The 19,547-nt window shown below is 39.9% G+C and carries 22 protein-coding genes; all 22 read right to left on the reverse strand.

Going from position 1 to position 19,547, the window contains the following annotated elements:
- The 22 genes from IEV91_RS06710 to IEV91_RS06815 all read right to left on the reverse strand — a co-directional run bounded on the left by IEV91_RS06710 (position 1) and on the right by IEV91_RS06815 (position 18,808).
- Positions 1-1,641: a cytochrome c biogenesis ResB family protein gene (locus tag IEV91_RS06710; protein WP_188496649.1), complete on the reverse strand. Its 1,641-nt coding sequence runs from the start codon at positions 1,639-1,641 to the stop codon at positions 1-3.
- A 13-nt stretch (positions 1,642-1,654) separates the two neighbouring features.
- Positions 1,655-2,185 (reverse strand): thiol-disulfide oxidoreductase ResA, encoded by a 531-nt coding sequence (gene resA, locus IEV91_RS06715; RefSeq protein ID WP_188496650.1) that lies wholly within the window; start codon positions 2,183-2,185, stop codon positions 1,655-1,657.
- Between the two features lie 76 nt (positions 2,186-2,261).
- Positions 2,262-2,981 (reverse strand): pseudouridine synthase, encoded by a 720-nt coding sequence (locus IEV91_RS06720; protein WP_188496651.1) that lies wholly within the window; start codon positions 2,979-2,981, stop codon positions 2,262-2,264.
- 901 nt (positions 2,982-3,882) lie between these two features.
- Complete coding sequence (locus IEV91_RS06725) at positions 3,883-4,413, reverse strand: spore maturation protein (protein ID WP_188496652.1); 531 nt, start codon at positions 4,411-4,413, stop codon at positions 3,883-3,885.
- Positions 4,414-4,436: 23 nt separating this feature from the next.
- Positions 4,437-5,033: a nucleoside recognition domain-containing protein gene (locus tag IEV91_RS06730; protein ID WP_188496653.1), complete on the reverse strand. Its 597-nt coding sequence runs from the start codon at positions 5,031-5,033 to the stop codon at positions 4,437-4,439.
- Positions 5,026-6,186, reverse strand: a complete 1,161-nt coding sequence (locus tag IEV91_RS06735) for a D-alanyl-D-alanine carboxypeptidase family protein (protein ID WP_229745444.1) — start codon at positions 6,184-6,186, stop codon at positions 5,026-5,028. Before IEV91_RS06735 ends, IEV91_RS06730 begins: the two co-directional genes overlap by 8 nt.
- A 138-nt stretch (positions 6,187-6,324) precedes the next feature.
- Positions 6,325-6,915: an SMC-Scp complex subunit ScpB gene (gene scpB, locus IEV91_RS06740; RefSeq protein ID WP_188496654.1), complete on the reverse strand. Its 591-nt coding sequence runs from the start codon at positions 6,913-6,915 to the stop codon at positions 6,325-6,327.
- On the reverse strand, positions 6,905-7,663 hold the full coding sequence (locus IEV91_RS06745; RefSeq protein WP_188496655.1) for a segregation/condensation protein A: 759 nt from the start codon (positions 7,661-7,663) through the stop codon (positions 6,905-6,907). Before IEV91_RS06745 ends, scpB begins: the two co-directional genes overlap by 11 nt.
- Before the next feature lie 254 nt (positions 7,664-7,917).
- Complete coding sequence (locus IEV91_RS06750) at positions 7,918-8,157, reverse strand: hypothetical protein (RefSeq protein WP_188496656.1); 240 nt, start codon at positions 8,155-8,157, stop codon at positions 7,918-7,920.
- A gap of 175 nt (positions 8,158-8,332) precedes the next feature.
- A complete protein-coding gene (locus tag IEV91_RS06755) occupies positions 8,333-8,695 on the reverse strand; it encodes a GNAT family N-acetyltransferase (protein WP_188496657.1) in 363 nt (120 codons plus the stop codon).
- Positions 8,696-8,983: 288 nt separating this feature from the next.
- Entirely contained in the window at positions 8,984-10,300 is a 1,317-nt protein-coding gene (lysA, locus tag IEV91_RS06760; RefSeq protein WP_188496658.1) for a diaminopimelate decarboxylase, read from the reverse strand.
- A 305-nt stretch (positions 10,301-10,605) separates the two neighbouring features.
- Positions 10,606-12,099, reverse strand: coding sequence for a spore germination protein (locus IEV91_RS06765; RefSeq protein ID WP_188496659.1), 1,494 nt, complete (start codon positions 12,097-12,099; stop codon positions 10,606-10,608).
- Positions 12,050-12,661, reverse strand: coding sequence for a stage V sporulation protein SpoVABEA (spoVAEA, locus tag IEV91_RS06770; protein WP_188496660.1), 612 nt, complete (start codon positions 12,659-12,661; stop codon positions 12,050-12,052). The genes IEV91_RS06765 and spoVAEA overlap by 50 nt, the downstream gene beginning before the upstream one ends.
- On the reverse strand, positions 12,661-13,011 hold the full coding sequence (gene spoVAE, locus IEV91_RS06775) for a stage V sporulation protein AE (protein ID WP_188496661.1): 351 nt from the start codon (positions 13,009-13,011) through the stop codon (positions 12,661-12,663). Before spoVAE ends, spoVAEA begins: the two co-directional genes overlap by 1 nt.
- Before the next feature lies 1 nt (position 13,012).
- Positions 13,013-14,026, reverse strand: a complete 1,014-nt coding sequence (gene spoVAD, locus IEV91_RS06780; protein WP_188496662.1) for a stage V sporulation protein AD — start codon at positions 14,024-14,026, stop codon at positions 13,013-13,015.
- Positions 14,027-14,039: 13 nt separating this feature from the next.
- The gene (gene spoVAC, locus IEV91_RS06785; protein WP_188496663.1) at positions 14,040-14,498 is read right to left on the reverse strand and encodes a stage V sporulation protein AC; all 459 of its coding nucleotides are present in this window, start codon (positions 14,496-14,498) and stop codon (positions 14,040-14,042) included.
- A 23-nt stretch (positions 14,499-14,521) separates the two neighbouring features.
- A complete protein-coding gene (locus IEV91_RS06790; protein ID WP_239541132.1) occupies positions 14,522-14,959 on the reverse strand; it encodes a stage V sporulation protein AB in 438 nt (145 codons plus the stop codon).
- Positions 14,934-15,563, reverse strand: a complete 630-nt coding sequence (locus IEV91_RS06795) for a stage V sporulation protein AA (protein WP_188496664.1) — start codon at positions 15,561-15,563, stop codon at positions 14,934-14,936. The genes IEV91_RS06790 and IEV91_RS06795 overlap by 26 nt, the downstream gene beginning before the upstream one ends.
- Positions 15,564-15,916: 353 nt before the next feature.
- Entirely contained in the window at positions 15,917-16,675 is a 759-nt protein-coding gene (sigF, locus tag IEV91_RS06800; RefSeq protein WP_188496665.1) for an RNA polymerase sporulation sigma factor SigF, read from the reverse strand.
- Positions 16,676-16,691: 16 nt separating this feature from the next.
- Complete coding sequence (gene spoIIAB / locus IEV91_RS06805) at positions 16,692-17,132, reverse strand: anti-sigma F factor (RefSeq protein ID WP_188496666.1); 441 nt, start codon at positions 17,130-17,132, stop codon at positions 16,692-16,694.
- On the reverse strand, positions 17,133-17,483 hold the full coding sequence (gene spoIIAA / locus IEV91_RS06810) for an anti-sigma F factor antagonist (RefSeq protein WP_188496667.1): 351 nt from the start codon (positions 17,481-17,483) through the stop codon (positions 17,133-17,135).
- 149 nt (positions 17,484-17,632) lie between these two features.
- On the reverse strand, positions 17,633-18,808 hold the full coding sequence (locus IEV91_RS06815; protein ID WP_188496668.1) for a D-alanyl-D-alanine carboxypeptidase family protein: 1,176 nt from the start codon (positions 18,806-18,808) through the stop codon (positions 17,633-17,635).
- Positions 18,809-19,547: the final 739 nt, after the last annotated feature.

Genomic DNA, 19,547 nt, shown 5'->3' on the forward strand with positions numbered 1-19,547 from the left:
TCATGTATTTATCCCCCTTTCCTCTTCAAACACCTTTTGCTCAAGTTGATCGCTGGGTTCATTCAAGCCTGTTTTTTCCGTTAAATAGTGAATATCTTTTTTGGTCGCATGCCAATTTTTGTTGGTATGGGCAGACATCCAAACTTCACCATCACGCTTTTGCAACCAAATCCGCCGATGGTTCCAATACATCCCTTGCACCACACCTAAGAGAAAAATCATCGCGCCAACAAAGAAAATCCAAATGGTAAAATCCCTTTTGACAATTAGTCCTGAAACATTACGCGTATCAAGCCCAGCAAAGGTTAGCTTATATTGATTATTTTTGCTAATCGCTTGATTGGATTGGATGGCGACAAAACTTGTTTCTCCTTTAGGCTTGTCTGGCGTCTTAACATTAAAAATAAACGCCGGATTATTCGGGGTATCCGACTTCGTCGCGGGGTCACCATTATCATCAAAATAAAAGTCCGGAAAATAATACATCAATTGTACTTTATAACCATTATCAAAGTTATAATTTTCTTTTGGACTATATAAATTGACACTAAAATTCCCAAACGACTTTTTCGCATCTTTATCTGTTAATTTAAATTTCATTGCATAGGGCTCATCCGTACGATAGTCTGCTTGAAAGACTTGATAACCACTAAATTCAAGGGGCTTATTTACTTCGATTCCAAAGTCTTTTATTTTCTTGAGTTTCGGCTTTTCGCCAAGGACTGTATCCCCTTTTGCTTTGTATAAGGTAATATCAGAACGATAGGTTTTTACTACTGAGCCCGCTCTATCTAATGCTTCTTTATATTGAGGATCATCTTTTTTATACGTTTCCATACTAAACTTATGATTTTCTATGTAAAATTCATTATGAGTTCCAGGAATAGCCTGAGTGTCTCCTTCACGGATCCAAAGATTTTCATTCACGTACATTCCCGGTATAAAACGCAGCACACCAGCAATTAGGACCACAATAAGGCCAATATGGTTAACATAGGGACCCCACCGTGAGAACCTTCCTTTTTCGGCAAGAAGCGCGCCTTCTTCTTTTCTCACCTTATAATGCTTCTCTTTCAAAGCGGTTTCAGCTTTTACAAAAATCACTTCAGCATCTGCTGTTGTTGTCGTACCAAAGATACGCTGTTTCTTTAAAAACCGTTCATGGCGTTTCACTTTTTGATTTTTAAGGGCTCTATGTAATGGAATATACCGATCAATACTTGCAACAATAATAGAAGTTCCAAGCAAGCCCAATAAGACAACAAACCACCAAGATTTATAAAGATTGTCAAAGCCTAGCGCCTTATAGACCTCACCAAAAATACCATATTGTTCTTTATAAAAAGTTTCAGGATCTGCATTTTGAGGAATATAGATTTCTTGCGGAAATATAGTTCCAATCGCCACGGCAATAAGCACTAAAATAATAAGGGTCACACCAACTTTTACAGAGGAAAAATAATTCCAGATTTTATCAATTGGTGTTCGGTTATACGTTTGAGAACGACGCGCGCTTCCTTCATAACGCATGTTAAGAAGCGATTTCGACTGTTCCTCTTGAAGGGGCTTACCACAGGCTTCACATAAAATTGTTCCTTCAGGATTTTTATGTCCGCATTCGCATACTATAATTCGACTCATGAAAACACCTCTTTTACGGACGAATCTGTTCTAACTTCTCCATGATGGCTTTTTCACTTTCCATGTAACCTTGAACCTTCTCTACCACTTGACCTGACGCATCAACAAAAAAGGTCGTTGGTATCCCTTGTACATTATAAAGATCCTGCCCAATTTTATGATGATCAAGCCAAATCGGGAAATCGAGATCATATTTTTCTTTAAATCCAGAGACCACAGACTTAGATTCATCTAAGTTCACTTCTAAAATGACTATATTATCAGAAGATTTAAGCTGGTGGTATGCCTCGTTAATAAACGGCATTTCTTCTTTACAAGGATCACAATCCGATTGCCAAAAGTTAATCATGACCCCTTTTCCTTTAAGGCTATGTAAGTTTAATGTTTGACCCTGCAGGTTTTCAACCGTAAAATTAGGCGCTGGGTCACCGACGTTTACCGTATGAGATTTAAAAAAGATCCGATAACAGGTATAGGTTAATGCCAACAGAATAATAAGGACAATCAATGCATTTAAAAAAAAGCGCTTTCGCTTTTTTGACATCCTAACACCTCATATGAAAAATCTTCACCTCTACTATAACGCGAAAAAAACTGCTTCGCATGCAGTTTTGTGACAGTTATGTGACAGCTACCTCCCTTAAACGCTTGACTTCATGCGGCTTCAGCTCCCGAAATTCACCTGGAGCCATTGACTGAACCGTCAAAAAAGCATAGCGCTCCCGTTTTAATTTTAGTACACGGTGCCCCAAAGCCTCAAACATCCGTCTCACTTGACGATTTCTACCTTCATGAATCGTCACTGAAAGGACGGCCGTATTTTTTTGGCGATCAGATGAAATCAATTTGACAACCGCAGGTGCTGTCACACCGTCCTCTAGCCGTATTCCTTTTTCTAATTTCCTTAGGCTAGATTTGGTTGGAATCCCACCCACTTTCACAATGTACTCTTTTTCTACTTTATAGCGCGGATGCATTAGAAGGTTGGCAAAGTCACCATCGTTAGTCAATAAAAGAACACCCGAAGTATCGTAATCCAGACGACCTATAGGGAAAATTCTTTCTTGGATGTCATAAAAAAAGTCGGTAACCACCTTACGTCCCTTATCATCACTGACAGATGAGATTACCCCTGTTGGCTTATATAGTAAATAATAAACCGGTGCTTCTCGTTCAATGGGAATTCCGTTCACTTCTATAGTATCGTGCCCAGAAACCTTTGTCCCCAGTTCCTTCACGACCTTACCATTGACTTTGACCTTTCCCTCGGTAATTAAGGTCTCTGCTTTTCTTCTTGATGTAACGCCTGCTTGTGCAATCACTTTTTGAAGCCTATCCATACTTTCACCTCTTGACCATCATACCCTTACTCATAGTATTTCTCAAGTCACTAGAAATGATAACCCTAACTTAATCACCCATATAAAAAAGTCTAAGCTAAACATGAGGATAATAAAGGGTATAAAACAATCATAAGATGTCAAGAAAAAATGACTAAACTCAGAAATCATAAAGCATGACTTTCTTCAGTTAGCATATCCTTTGCGTCTGAGAAAGGGGCTGAATCACCCATCCGTAGAGAAACATGCTACTCTTTCGCATCGTTTGATTTTGATATAGATGGCGACCTAACGGGTAGCTGCCCGAAAAAACGTGAGAAACAAATGAGTGCTGTGCTTGCACTAAAGAAGGAGCGGACTCACAAAAGACGCTCCTCTCTTTCAAAAGCTAGCTGCAACTCCCAAATCGCGCACGAACCAAAACTGAAATTAACAAAATAGCGCTGCGCTTGTATTAAAGACGGCTGCTTCTAACAAAGGCGTCGACAGCAATCCAGTGCGAAAGACGCCAGACTCCTTCGGGAACAGCAACGAGCGTTACTTCACGAACTCACTTTGAGTTGTTCCGAGGAAGCTGACGACGAAGCAATACTCGTAGACATAGGGACAGGAGATTTGTAGCATAAAGACTTGGGAACTCAAATTAATCCATTTCCAAGTTAGCTAAGGCCGTGCCCATGGAAAGCGAGCGACCTAGAGCGGAAATCCACCAATCTGTTACGTCGCAATTTATTCCAACCCCGAAATTCATACCCTCTGAGTAAAGAAGCCCTTCCAGAAAAACGTCTTCTCACAAATTAATAATAGAGCCTCTATTCATTCGCCTCCTTAAAAACACAAAAACAAAAACACACCTTAACTAGGCGTGTTTTTTAATATAAACTATGAATGAGGCAAAAGATTAACCAAAGACAAGTTTAACCACCACAATGGCTCCGATAATGCCTACAAAATCAGCTAAAAAGCCGACTTTTAATGAATCGCCTATTTTCCGAATACCTATGGCACCAAAATAAACGGTGACTATATACAATGTCGTATCGGTTGCTCCCTGAAGCGTGGAAGCAAGCCGTCCAATATAAGAATCAGGACCCTTTGTCTTAAATAAATCGGTCATCATACCGAGTGCACCATTTCCCGAAAGCGGACGAATAAGGGCCTGCGGAATAATCTCAGCAGGGATACCTACAGCCGAAAGAAAAGGCTTAATCAGATCAATAAGAGCATCCATTGCCCCCGACGCTCGAAACACCCCTATTGAAACAAGCATACCGACCAAATAAGGAATGATAGAAACTGCCATTTGAAAGCCTTCTTTGCCACCATCAACAAAGGTTTCATATGTGGGTACACGCTTCCATGTTCCATAGAGGAGAACAATACCAATGATAAGAGGTATCATCCAGATTGAAACTGACGAGATTAATGCCATATGCCCCTCCTCCTATCTTCATACTATTTTTTAGCCGCTTTACGTTTTCTGCGATAGTAAAAAAATCGATCGATGAGGACGGCCGCAATCGTCGTAATGGTTGTCGCTAATAATGTTGTTCCCACAATTTCAGTCGGATTTTCCGAGCCATATTGCATCCGGATCGCAATGACTGTTGTCGGGATTAAAGTTAAGCTTGACGTATTTAAAGCAAGGAGTGTAATCATAGACCTACTAGCTTCTGGACGGTCATGATTGAGCTTTTTTAATTGCTCCATTGCTTTAATTCCCATCGGTGTCGCGGCATTCCCGAGTCCAAAAAAATTCGCGACGGTATTCGAAAGAATATACCCCATAGCAGGATGATCTTCAGGGACCTCTGGAAATAGTTTTTTTAGAATAGGTTTAAATAGGCCCGCCAATTTATTGAGCAACCCTGCAACCTCAGCAATTTTCATAATCCCCAGCCAAAAAACGAGCACGAAAATTAAGCCTAAGCAAAGGGTAACGCCCTCTTCAGCATATTGGAAGATAGCTTTATTCACGGCCTCCATGTTGCCCGTGAACGCTGCGTAAACAAGACCAATAACAAACATCCCTACCCATATATAGTTAATCATGGCTGACCTGCTCGACTATGTGGGATAATGCAAAATGAAAGAAGGACCAAAAACTTTTTTTCTCTTTCGGCGGTTTTTTATAAAATACAGGGACTTGTTCAATAACTGCGTCCTTTATTTTGACTTTAAATTGCCCTGCCACCTCTGGTCGCTTTTTGAATTTTTTCCCGTTTTTGGGCTTATATAAGATCAGTTCAGTGGATATTGCTTCTTTCTCCTTTGCAGTAAGTGGCATCACAATGTCTCGATGAAGATAAAGAGGACTGTCATAATATTTCTTTTTAACGCCTTGCAATTTCCCTTTTTCTGCGATCTTCACTTGTTGGAATTGCTTGAACCCCCAATTAAAGAGATTCATATGATCATTCCAATCATCACCATCATTTAAGGTGACAACAATATAATTCTTATCATCATTAGAAGCAGTGGAAATCAGGGTGCGACCGGTCTTTTTGGTATAACCTGTTTTGCCACCGGTTGAATAATCATAATTAAAGAGAAGTTTATTTTTATTTTTCCATTTCCTGTCCCATTTTTCTCCTTCTTGTGGTGCCGTATAATATTTTGTTTTAAACATTTTCTGAAACGTCGGATTTTTCATCGCATACTTTGTTAACAATGCCATATCATAAGCCGTCGAACGATGTAATTCGTCATCTAATCCATGAGGGTTTGCAAAGGTTGTATCTAACATCCCTAACTCTTTCGCCTTTTTATTCATGAGATAAACAAAGCCCTCTTTACTCCCTCCAACAGCTTCTGCAATGGCAACAGCAGCATCGTTCCCAGACCTTAGTAATAAACCATAAACAAGATCTTTTAATTTGATTTTCTCACCCTTTTTAAGATAAAGTGATGAGCCCTCTGTTCCAAAAGCATTGTCACTAACCGTAACGGTCTTATCCAATTTCCCAGATTCAATTGCAAGAATAGCTGTCATTACTTTAGTAATACTCGCGATGCGCATCGGCTTATGTATATCCTTACCATATAAAACCCGCCCGGTATCTTGGTCCATTAAGATCGCGGACTCTGCTGAAACATGCACACTAGAAGTTGTGAGTGGCAAGGCCATTGTTTTCTTTATGAAAACAACTGGCATGATCAAGGCGATGATTATAATAAAAAGTATACATCTTTTAAGCTTAACCAAGGTGTCACCCCGCCCTTATCTATTTTTGTACAAGTTTATGCTTGGCTAAGCAGAATATGAAAAAAACTTGCCCTAGGCAAGTTAAAATGATGGCTTTATTATAGTAATAATTGCAGAGTCCACATTGCAGTAATGAAATTAAAACTCTAAGACCGTTTGCTGAAACCGCTCATAAAAAAGGTCAGCTTCTCCTTCTTTGATCTCTTCTGTTGTTTCTGGCATAGGGGGTAACTCCTCTATAGAATTCAAACCAAAATGCGAAAGAAAATGAGAGGTCACACCATAAAGAATGGCACGTCCGGTTCCCTCGGCTCGGCCAACCTCTTTGATCAAGCCTTTAGAAACGAGCGTGTGTATTGCTTTTTCTGATTTAACCCCTCTGATGTCCTCAACCTCGGCGCGGGAGACGGGCTGCTTATAAGCAATAACCGCTAATGTTTCCAAAGCGGCCTGAGATAAAGACGTTGGTTTTGGTGCTTCAACCAGTTTTTCAATATAGTTGGCAAGCTTAGGCTTAGTCGTCAATTGATAGACACCAGCAACCTCTACAAGCGCTAGTCCCCGTTCCTCTGACTCATTTAAATGCTGTTTAAAAGCTTCCATCAATGGGTGAATCTCATCAAGAGGTAACTCTAGAACCTCGATTAGTTGTTCACTCGAGATACCTTCCTCTCCTGTAACATATAAAAGCGCTTCAAGAATGGAAAAGTGTGTCTTTCTATCGCTCATCTTTAGCCACTCCCTCCATTAGTGTAATCATAATTTCAGAAAAGTTGTGTTCTTGGCTGCAGATAATTGTATGATTCTTCATCAACTCAAGGACTGCTAAGAATGTAACCACCACATGCGTAGAATTAGGATAAGCGAAGAGCGAAGAAAAGGGTTGTGAGCGTCCAGAGACATTTAGCCTCGTAACTATCTCCTTCATTCTGGGTCCAATAGGCAAGGATTGTCTTTCTATCTTTGTATTTAAAGGCTCCTCTAAACGCTTGCGAACCAGCATATGTCTAAAGGCCGAGAGCATATCATAAACAGAAACATTGGACAGTTGAACCTCATTTGAATGTTTCTTATAGCTTGATAGATCATGTGGAGGCTTAGAGAACACGAGACTTTGCTCTTCTTCTCTATCCTTTAAGAAATCAGCAGCTTGTTTATATTGTTTATACTCAAGTAATCGTTTGACTAGTTCCTCTCGAGGGTCTTCTTCTTCCTCAAAAGGCGCAAAGTCTGTCTCCAAGGGCTCTTGTTTGGGTAATAGCATGCGACTCTTCATTTCAATCAAAGAGGCAGCCATCACTAAATATTCACTTGCTACATCCAATTGTAAGACCTTCATTTGATGAATAAACTCTAAATACTGTTCTGTAATGACGGCAACTGGAATATCATAGATATCAATCTCCAGCTTTTTAATAAGATGTAGTAAGAGGTCTAAAGGTCCTTCAAACGCGTCAATTTTAACTTTATATTCCAAATCAAGCCCACCCTATATACTTAGGAAACTTTAGAAAACTTGGCTTTACGCCAAGTCTTTAATGGCGGAAGCCAAAGTTGCACTTATAAGGTCTTCCTCAAAAGGATAAACTCTGACGGTGCAAACGAAAGACTGTTACAAATGACCCCTTTTTAACTTTAAATGGGTAAAAAACTAGGCATATTATATCATGACCAGCATCGTCATTCAATTGACCCATTAACCGATGCCCTATGCATAAAACACCCTACAAACTAAAAGATCGATAGAATATCCAGCATCACAATCGAAGCTAAAGGAATGACATCGACATTGTCTGGCGTAATCTGTACCATCCCTTGTTGCTTTTCGTTTTCGTCAATGCCATAAAGATAAAGGTAATTGGCATCTAGTTGAACGACTATCCCTTTATACAGAGCACCATCGGAAGTTTCTAGTTTGACAGCCTCTCCAATAGCCTGTGATAATAACTTATAACAGTGTTCGCGGGACACATTGATCCTCCCCCTTCTCGCCGACATAAACATAAACGTGGCAATCGAGTCTTCCTATTTAGCCTATGCAGGAAAAGGGAAAGGAGATTAGATATGTACCTATTTCTCAAAAAAATTCCACTATTTTGGTATAGCCTTTAATCTCAAACACTTGGCTTAAGAAAAAAACACCGATTCACTCTTCATCAGTGATCGGCTTCAGACACTTTTCAAAGAATTCTTTTGTTTGTTCTGACGGAACGATGGTGTATTTTGAACCAATCATCTCTTGCAAAGCCCTTACCATTCGTCGAGCAACACCTTGTTGTCGGTGAGAAGGGTTAACACTAACATGCTTTAGCGCTGCCGTTTCTCCAATTATTTCCACGCCTATAATACCAATAATGTCTTCTTCCTTCCAGAGAAACAATTGCCAATTGTCTTCATCCTCATAATGCTTAATCGTCTGCATTAGATTTTTCAAATCTTTTTCTGTAGGAACAAAAGACAATAGACCCATTGCAATTTTCTCGTAAGTCCGTTTATAACGAATTAACATTAGTAAACTCCTTATTTAGTCTGGCTTTTCTTATCACTAGCATTTCACATTTCTTTCCACTTTATACTTATATTTAGCATAAAGCCTTGAACTTATCTATACTAGGACATTTACTTGGTAACTTTCGTTAAACTTAAACCTTATTAAACTTTTTTACCAAGAACCATAACTATAACTATAATTATTATAACCAACTTTTTTATTTATGTGCATAACACTATAAAAAATACATCAAGTTTCTCTTATAGTCAAATCACAAAATATGGACAAAAGACTAAATACTGTGCCTTATTTCTCTTTTATCGGCGTTTGTAAGGATAAATCAAACTGCAACAAATCTTCATAGGTTTCACGTTTTATGACCAACTGGTCCTGTCCTTCTTCAACAAACACAACTGCGGGGCGGGGCAATCTGTTGTAATTATTTGACATTGAATATCCATAGGCCCCCGTACAAAAGACTGCAAGTAGGTCTCCTCTTTCTGCAACTGGAAGCTCGATATCTTGGATTAAAATATCCCCTGACTCACATAGCTTTCCAGCCACAGCAACATGTTCCTCAGGAAGTTCTCCTGCCCGATTGGCAATTATAGCTTCATATTCTGCTTGATACAAAGCAGGACGAAGATTATCGCTCATCCCACCATCCACCGTGATGTATTTTCGCACATTAGGGATGTTCTTTTGAGTGCCAACAGTATATAATGTCGTCCCTGCTTCACCAACAATTGAACGACCAGGCTCAATCCAAATCTCTGGCAAGCCTAATTCATGTTTTTCCGCTTCCGCTATGACCGTTTCAACTATGCTTCTAATTAAGGTCTCCACTGGTTGTGGTTCATCTTTTTTGGTATAAGCAATCCCAAAGCCGCCTCCGACATTTAGGATGTCTGGTGTATAATTCAATTCCTTGTGCCATATGGCTATGTGGTCATATACCCTTTGAATAGCATGGATAAAGCCATTCACATCAAAAATTTGGGAACCGATATGGGAATGAAGTCCACAAAGTTCGATCGTTTTGGCTTCAAGAGCAAATTGAATGGCCCGCTTCACTTCCCCATTCATTAAATCAAAACCAAATTTTGAGTCCATTTGGCCAGTTGTAATATACTCATGTGTATGTGCTTCCACACCTGGTGTCATCCTCAGCAAAACTTTAACTTGCTTTTGCTCCATCTCAGAGATATTTTTCACCATTTCAAGTTCACTGAAATTATCGACAACAATCGCACCAATATGATGCTCAATGGACATTTTTATTTCCTGCTCTGATTTATTGTTACCATGAAAATGAATATTTTCTGAAGGATAACCCGCAACAAGAGCGGTATATAACTCGCCTCCAGATACAACATCTAATGCTAGATCAAGCTCTGCTGCCAATTGAACCATCGCTACTGATGAAAAGGCTTTACTTGCATAAGCAACCTTATAATTTATGGGGTAATGATCAAAAGCAGCTTTAAAAGCGCGGCTTTTGGCTCGAATCGTTTCTACATCGTAAACATAAAGCGGTGTACCATATTTCTCTGCAAGTGTAACGGTATCTACTCCTCCGATCTCCAAATGATTCTTATGATTAATGGTTTGAGTCCCGCGCATGAGTTTTTTCTCCTACCTTTTTCAAATTCGAATAAGATTTTTATTTTATTAATGTAAACTACTGAAAAAAGCTTATGTACATCAAACATAAGCTCAAGTTCAAATAGCTCAATGCTTTAAGGTATCAAAAAATCTAAGAGTCGTCTTTACTCAAGATATTAATTGATCATTTATCTAAATAAACTATATTCTAGCAAGGAATAGGGCAATTGTAAATGTCTATTCACAAGAAATGGCAGTCATCTCTCCCACTTTAAGCTGTCCTAATGCTCACAAAGTGGGAAATCACTGCCTAATGCCTTGCTTTATCCGTTATTTTCCTTAGGTTGTCTCAACTTGTTCTGTGGCCGAACAATACTTGGACGAATTCTGGCTAAAGGTAATGAGGTTCGAACAAATACATTGAACATAGCTACTGGGTAAAAAGGTATAAACGGCCATAAGAAAGGTGTGTTTAAATTTTTCACTCTTGCTAAGTACAGTATCAGTAAGGTCATGCCAAACATAAACCCCGGCACTCCAAAAATGGCCACAATAATAATCAGCAGGATTCGAATTATCTTGTTGGCTTCACTTAGCTCATAGCTGGGTGTCGCGAACGCACCAATCGCTGATACCGATGAATACAAGATGACTTCTGGAATAAAGACACCGACTTGAACCGCAATTTGTCCAATCAATACAGCAGCAATTAAGCCTAATGCTGTTGAGAGTGATGTCGGAGTATGAACAGCAGCCATACGAATAATCTCAATTCCGACCTCCGCCATTAAAATTTGTAACACAATGGGCAAATGGTAGTCCTTCTTCCCAGGCCCAAGAAAGTTGAGCCAATCAGGGAGGACATCAGGGTTCATGACAAGCACTAACCATAGGGGCACAAGAAAAATGGAAAGGAGAATCGCTATAAAACGGCTCCATCTTAGAAACCCACCCACAACAGGAGTTTGTCGGTATTCTTCAGCATGCTGGACATGATGAAAAAAGGTGGTTGGAAAAATAATAATACTGGGTGAAGTGTCGCATACAACAAGAACATGACCTTCTAAAATATGCGCTGCTGCAACATCCGGTCTTTCGGTATATCTTACTAGTGGGTAAGGATTTAATCCTTGCTTGATGACAAATTCTTCAATGGTTTTATCGGCCATTGGAATGCCATCGACCTCAATTTTTTTGATTTCCTTTTTTAACGCTTTAACGAGCCCAGGGTCAGCAACATCTTTTAAATAAATAAGAGAGACGTCTGTTTTTGAGCGTTCACCCACTTTTAACATTTCCGTTCGAAAACGTTCATCACGGATGCGCCGACGGATTAAACCAATATTCTCAATAATATTTTCGGTGAAACCATCTTTTGAACCACGAACTACCCTTTCAATATCAGGTTCTGCGGGTTGTCTGCCAGGATAATGTCGAGTATCGACAACGAGTCCAATGGACTGGCCGTCGATAAAAATGACAATAAGTCCTGACAGCATATTGTCTACGGCCTCATCTAATGTTTTTATTTCTGTGACTTGTTCGTGAGCCAAATGGTTTTTTATGACCTCTTTTACATCTGTTCCTGTTTTATGTAGATCAACTAACCTCAGTAATTCTCTTAAGAGTTCAATGACACTTAATGAATCGACAAGAGAGTTACAATAAACGACTTCAATTTGTTGACCTAAAATTTTCATTTCCCGGACGCCGACATCAAAGCTCGTGCCTACACCTACACGTTCTTCCAAGTACGTCTTATTCTCTTTAATTCTCTTCTTTATCTGTTCCTTGTCGTTTTCCGCTTTTAGAGGCATGATACCCACTCCTTTCTAAAATAAGTTGTATGGCCGCCTTAGTAATGGGAGCTCCCGCTATAGCTGCATCAACGCCATAAATCTTTCCTATGTCCCCAACGCCTACAACAACGGGAAGTTGAAGGCGGTCCAACGAATAGACGGTATCTCCGGCAATCCGCCCTATTTCTAGGTCTGCCACACCGTTCTTGTCCACCCCATACGGAGTGAGCTCCCCATTTTGGTCTATACTGACATCAACTCTTGACCACTCGTTAAATCCACTATGGGAAGCAACAGCAACTGCTCCTAACGGTTGAATGTCAGGGTGACGGGCAACGTATTCCATTGCTTTTTCTCCAGGTCCCTTTCCATTGAATCCACAATCATCAAACATAACCAAAACAGGATCAAAAGGGGTTTGAAGAATTAAATTAACAATAGCTTGCCCAGTAAGTTGAGTTGGATTCCCCGCTGACTGAGAAATACATCGTAATCCCATATCCTTAGCTGTCCGTTCCACTGCTTCTTTTGCATATTTATCCCCATCAGTAACTAAGATGACATGACGTACCACGGACATCATCCTTTCGGTTTGAAAATTAATGCCACTAGAAACCCGAATAATATGGCTGAGGTAATACCTGCAGATGTTAAAGAAAAGGTTCCTATAGCAATACCTATATACCCATGCTGATCCGCTTCCGCCATCGCTCCGTGAAGAAGGGAGTGACCAAAACTTGTAATAGGGATCGTAGCCCCTGCGCCAGCGAATTCGATGAGTTTATCATATAAGCCAAAGGAGTCGAGAAATGCACCTATCACGACAAATGAGACAATGACATGTGCCGGCGTAAGTTTAAATAAATCAAGTAAAAGTTGGCCAACAACACAAATCAGCCCTCCTATAACAAATGCCCATAAGAACTCCAAATTACTCGCCTCCTACCGTTGATTCTAAAACGACACCATGTGCAATACAGGGAATCGATTGTTTTTGATAAATAATCGTCGGATTATGGAGTGCACCTGTGGCAACAATGAGGACTCTCCTGAGTTTGCCTTCCCTTAATTGATTAGCGATATAACTATAAGTCACGATAGCCGAACAAGCTGCACCACTCCCACCTGCAAAAACCGGTTGATCGGGACTAAACAACATCAAGCCACAATCCTGATGCACTCCGTTAATATCAATGCCGCGTTCCCATAAAAGCTCTCTTAGGATCGGACTTCCCACACTCGAAAGATCCCCCGTCGCGATCATGTCATAGTCTTCAGGTTGTCTACCGGTATCTGCTAAGTGCGTCTCAATGGTATCAGCGGCCGCTGGTGCCATGGCCGATCCCATATCATTCGCATCATTAATACCCCAATCCATCACTCGACCAATGGTGGCCTCCGTAATTTTTATTTTCGAAGGTTCACGGCTGACCATTGAAGCTCCGGCACCAGTGACGGTGAAAGTGGCCGTTTTAGGCTTCGGCCCCCCGTATTCTGTTGGATAACGGAACTGGCGCTCTGCAGTGGCATTATGACTACTAACAGCCGTAACAACGGAATCCGCAAACCCACTATCTACAAATTGAGAAGCCAGGGCTAAAGTTTGCATAGATGTCGAGCAGGCACCAAACATGCCGAGATGAGGAATTTGATGTTCACTGGCAATGATATTTGAAGTTACGACTTGGTTTAACAAATCTCCTGCCATAAAAAAATCGATATCTTCTGGCTTTTTATTGACATTTTTCAAACATATATCAATGGCATCCCGCATTAATTTTCTTTCAGCGGCCTCCCAATTTTTTTCGCCACAATGTAAGTTGGCATAGGTTTTATCAAAATTCGTACCGAGTGGCCCTTTGGCTTCTAAAGGACCAGAGGTAGTCCCCGTCGACGTTAAATAAACATCATTTGAAAAACGCCAAGATTGTTTCCCAATTTTCATCGTCAATGACCTCCTAGCCAAGCAAATTATTAATCGTAAGTCTTATAATGCCGAAAACCGCTGCGGACACAACCCCAAATACAATCACGGCTCCAGCAAGTTTAAATAAATTTGTTGCAATTCCCAATACAATGCCTTCACTCTTATGCTCAAGCGCCGCACTTGTAATGGAATTTGCAAAGCCTGTGACAGGTATTAACGATCCCGCTCCAGCGAATTGCCCAATTTTGTCATAGACGCCAAATCCGGTTAAAAGCGAAGAAATTAAGATTAAAGTAGCTACTGTTGGATTCCCAACTGTTTTTTCATTAAAGTTTGTTACGGCTAGATAGAAGCTTTCAATGCATTGACCTAAAAAACAAATAAAACCACCCACGAGAAAAGCTTTTAAGCAATTGATAAAATAATTTGTTTTAGGATGGTAAGCCTTGATATTCTTTTTATAATTCTTTTGATCATTGATAGACTCCATTATAATCCCTCACTTTAAATTGCTTATTTATCAACAAAAAACGACCAATGAAATAGGGAGCCAAACACCTTTCCCAAGACAATGGCCATCAACAAAAGTAATATTTGTTCATGTATGCCAATCCTCTTTGCTAAAATAGGAAGAACATTTAAGACTTCTGTAAGAGCTGCTGCTAACATGCCAACAAAAACGCCCGCTCCTAAACCGATAGGAATTAAAAGAACATGGGATAAATGAAAGGATGTATTTCTTAAAGATAACCAAGACCCGATGACTGCACTAGCTACAATGCTCCATTCATAAGCTCTGATATATCCATACGTTTTTGTTAACTGAGCAAGTCGAGGAATGATGCCAAGAACCGCAAGAAAGGCTACAAAACCACAGCCTACGGCTAACCCACCAGAAAAACCTACAATGATTAATATCAATGAGCTAATCACGATGATTCCCCACTTCATTTTTCTCTTTTTCATGAAAGGCAATGTAGCGATCAAGATCTTGTTCATAATTAAACATTTCTACTTCTAATGGACTCGGTTCTTCATTAAATCGTTTCTTGAAAATGTGATTAAAAAACAAGATCATCCCGATCCCAATCCCTATAGAGTAAGGAATTTGCAGGATCAAAGGCTTGAAATCGACCTTTCCAGTCACCATCGTGTAAATTTTTTGATGGACCTCTTGCATAGCAACATCCTCATGAAAGTTCATGATCGTTAATCCGGCTCCAATAAAAAGTAAGATCCAAACAAGAGCAAACAATATGAGCCTCGCTTTTTTCGGCTTGGTACTCACGACAACTATAGTTTGTGATGGTCCGACGGTTTGAATATCGCTATTAGGATAGTGTTGATAAATGCGTCGAATAATATCCATAGCATCGATCACAACATAAGAATTATCTTCTTGTTTTATTTGATGAATGACCATCTTATCAATATGAGATTTTATTTTTTCAGGAGCAATGACCTGTGCCAGTCTGTCTAACGTTAGGGTTTCGTGTAAGACACCTGAAATTTTGTGTCGAAGTCGAATGTAAATAGTTATAGTTCCCGATTCCATTTGCCTCACCCCTTGGTACTAGTATGCTTATCAAGGCATACAAACATTCTTTACCCGATCATTAACCATAACTTTCCACTCCATTATTCTTTAGTGCTTAACTTAAAAATTATTGCTTAAGTAAAACCAGACAAAAAGCATGTCCTGTCCTCATTCAGTTGGGCATTAAAATGTGTTTTACCAAAATGCACCGTCAGCACCAAGTGGATTGGAGTAAAGATCCATACCGTCCTGAATACCAGAAATGTTATGCTTTCTAGTCATTCTGAAAACTTGGTTATGCCACGCCTCAAGCCTAAGTTGCACTTATAAGGGCTTCCGCAAAGTTAAACATACAAAAAAAGGCCAAATGGTTAATCCACCATTTGACCTTTAATATCTGTTAATATTTTCTTCTCTAATCGCGAGACCTGCACTTGAGAGATTCCTAATCGCTTGGCAACCTCGGACTGTGTTTGATCCTTAAAATAACGGAGATAGACAATCAACCGTTCTCTTTCTTGAAGATGCTGCACCGCTTCACGCAAAGCAATTTTATCAAACCACGCGCCTTCATCTTTATCTGAGATTTGATCCAACAATGTAATAGGATCGCCATCATTTTCATAGACTGTTTCATGTATAGAAGAAGGAGATCGAATGGCCTCCTGAGACATAATCACTTCTTCAGTAGAAATCTCCAACGCTTCTGCTAATTCATTAACCGTTGGATTTCTACCGAGTGATTTTGAGAGGGCATCTCTTTTTTTGCGTACTTTATTCCCCATCTCTTTTAAAGAACGGCTCACCTTTATTGTCCCATCATCCCGAATAAAGCGCTGAATTTCGCCAATAATCATGGGCACTGCATAGGTCGAAAATTTTACATCGTAAGAGAGATCAAATTTATCTACGGATTTAAGAAGGCCTATACAGCCGATTTGAAATAAATCATCTGCTTCATATCCACGGTTCAGAAAACGTTGAACCACCGACCAGACAAGCCGCATATTCTTTTGGACAATAATATCCCGAGCTTCTTTCTCTCCATCTTGGCTGCGTTTTATGAGCTCTTTTACTTCTTCATCATCCAATAACGGCTCTTTTGCATCATGTTTAACTCTGACATCCATAGGCATGTCTCCCTAGTTAATTGCACAAGGCCTTATTTTTTGAAAGATGTTTGGTTAAAAAAACGGTCGTTCCTTGCCCAGGAACAGAAGTGACTTCAATATGATCCATAAAGTTTTCCATAATTGTAAATCCCATTCCTGAACGTTCTAATTCAGGTTTCGTTGTATATAACGGCTGCCTTGCTTCATCAAGATTGTCAATACCTACACCTTCGTCTCTAATCGTTAAACTGATCACATCATCCTCAATCCAGGCTTGGATATAGACACTGCCTACACCTCTATTTTCATAGCCATGAATAATCGCATTTGTAACGGCTTCAGAAACGACGGTCTTAATTTCAGTGAGCTCGTCCATCGTAGGGTCGAGTTGAGCTACAAAAGCTGCAACAGTAACCCTTGCAAAAGATTCATTTTCACTAATAGCCGAAAACTCGAGTGACATTTCGTTTCTCAATTAGGCCACCCCCAAATTTTGAAGCGCAGCAGCTTCACTATCTTCAAATCGAATGATTTTGAACATCCCAGACATTTCAAACAATCGTTTTACCGGAGCAGAGATTGAACAAACCACCATTTCACCACCGATACTGGTAATTTGCTTATAACGCCCTAAAATAACACCGAGTCCAGAACTATCCATAAACTCCAATTCACCAAGATTGAGCAGGATATGCTTAATTAAATGTTGATCCAAAATTTGAGTAACTTGAGCACGTAAATCCTCTGCTGAGTGATGATCTAGTTCCCCAACTAAGCGCACGCAAAGGACTTGATCCTTCACTTCTAAATCAATATGAAGTCCCAACAGGTTTCTCCTCCTTTTAACTTTCAAAATTTAAACCCTTTAATCGTTAAGGCTACCTAAGTAGAAAGTTTTTAACTGCCTTTAATAACACAATTTCGCTGTTAAAAATCACAATTCCTTCTTCATGACAAAACTAGTGGAAGTTCGACTCACCACGACCCATTTGTCATTTTTCCGATACTTCGCTTAAATAAATGCCACCATTTTGCTTTATGAACATCCTCTCTAACGACAAGAGGTGTTTTACTTAAGATCTCGTCTTTTGAAGAGACAATATAGTAACCAACCGGTGTCCCAGCTTTCATCGGTGCCTTCAAATTCTTATGCACAATGATTTCCTTATGGATCTTCTCGTTTTGCTTACCTTTTTCTTTTAAATAAACAACAGGTAATTGGGTCACAACTGGAACCGTTCCTTCTTTACTTTTATTCACTTGAACTTGCCTCATGACTTTCCCTTTAGGGACCAATTCCTTGGTTTGGAAATGTGCAAAGGCATAATTTAACATGCTGGCCACTTCTTTGTTACGCTCTTTAGGCGTTGGTGCTCCCATGACAACTGCAATGACACGCATGCCGTTGCGTTTTGCTGTTGCAGTTAAACAATATTTCGCTTCCTGTGTAAACCCTGTTTTTAAGCCGTCAATACCTTGATACGTTTTCAACATTTTATTTGTATTGACCAACCAAAACTTCTTATCCGTATTTTCTCTTAAATAATCCTCATATGTAGACGTATATTTAAGAACTTCTGGATAATTCAACAATGCTTTTGCCATCATCGCCATATCATGTGCCGTTGAATAGTGATCATCTGTAGGAAGTCCAGTCGGATTACTGAAATGAGTATGCTTTAAACCAAGTGCTTTAGCCTCTTTATTCATTTTTTTGACAAAACTTTTTTCAGAACCTGCAAGATGTTCGGCCATGGCCATTGAAGCATCGTTTGCGGAACCAATCGCTATCGCTTTTAACAAATCATTAACCGTCATTTTTTCTCCGGCCTCTAAAAAGATTTGTGAACCCCCCATTGAAGCGGCGTGTTCACTTACTTGTACTTTTTCATCTAATGAAAGTGTTTTATTGTCAAGCGCTTTAAAGATAAGGAGGAGTGTCATGATTTTCGTCATACTTGCTGGTGGTAATTCTTTATCCATATTCTTTGAATAAAGCACCTTTCCAGTATCCTTCTCAAGTAATATTGCAGACTTTACATTGTCTACTAATGCTTGTGAATCCTTTTTCTCCTTTGCAAAAACCGAAGCAGTTGGAACCCCGGCAAAGGCGACCATCGCGCTTAAAAATATAGCGACGAATGCCTTCATATTCATCACTCCTATTCATGGTCTTTACTATTTTTAGCAATAATCTCCTTTAGTATACCTAGTCCTTATGGTTTTATGCGTGTGCGAAAATAAATAAAGAACCAGGTAAGAGCGCCGGTCCTTAGTTGGATTTTGAAAAGCTTTTAATACAAAAATGCACCTTCAGCAGTAATCAAGTTGATTGGGGCGGAAGACGCGAGATTCGGAACACTTATACAGAGTGTTCCCTCAGCGCCGCTGACTCACGGATACCTAAATTAGAATCCTTTGGAAGCTGGACCATCATGTCTTCTCGAAATAAACTTCGAGTTGTTCTGAAAAGCTTGATGACGAAGCGATACGAGTAGACGCAGGGACAGGGGATTTTTATTCATCAATTTTTTGAACACACAGATAATCCATTCCAAAATTTGCTGAGGCCACTAAGGACAATCGGCTAAAAGCGTCACGTCATTAAGGAACGTCGGCTAAACCCGTCACGTCCGTGTGACAACGCCGAAGCTAGCACTTCAATACCACCCCAAAAAGTAAAAAGCACTTTTTGGGGACCCCGACCACCACCCCAAAAAGTAAAAAGCACTTTTTGGGGACCCCGGGTGCGGGCATGTGGAAAGCGAGCGTTCTGAAGCGGAAATCCACACCTTCCTGGTGACCGAAATTTTTTCTTCTTCCTTAAAATCATAACCACCCTTCCAAAGGGTGGTTTGCACAAAGGCTATAAGCCTAAACTACCGGCCGG

It is taken from the genome of Pullulanibacillus pueri, assembly GCF_014639255.1.
Taxonomy (GTDB): Bacteria; Bacillota; Bacilli; order Bacillales; family Sporolactobacillaceae; genus Pullulanibacillus; species Pullulanibacillus pueri.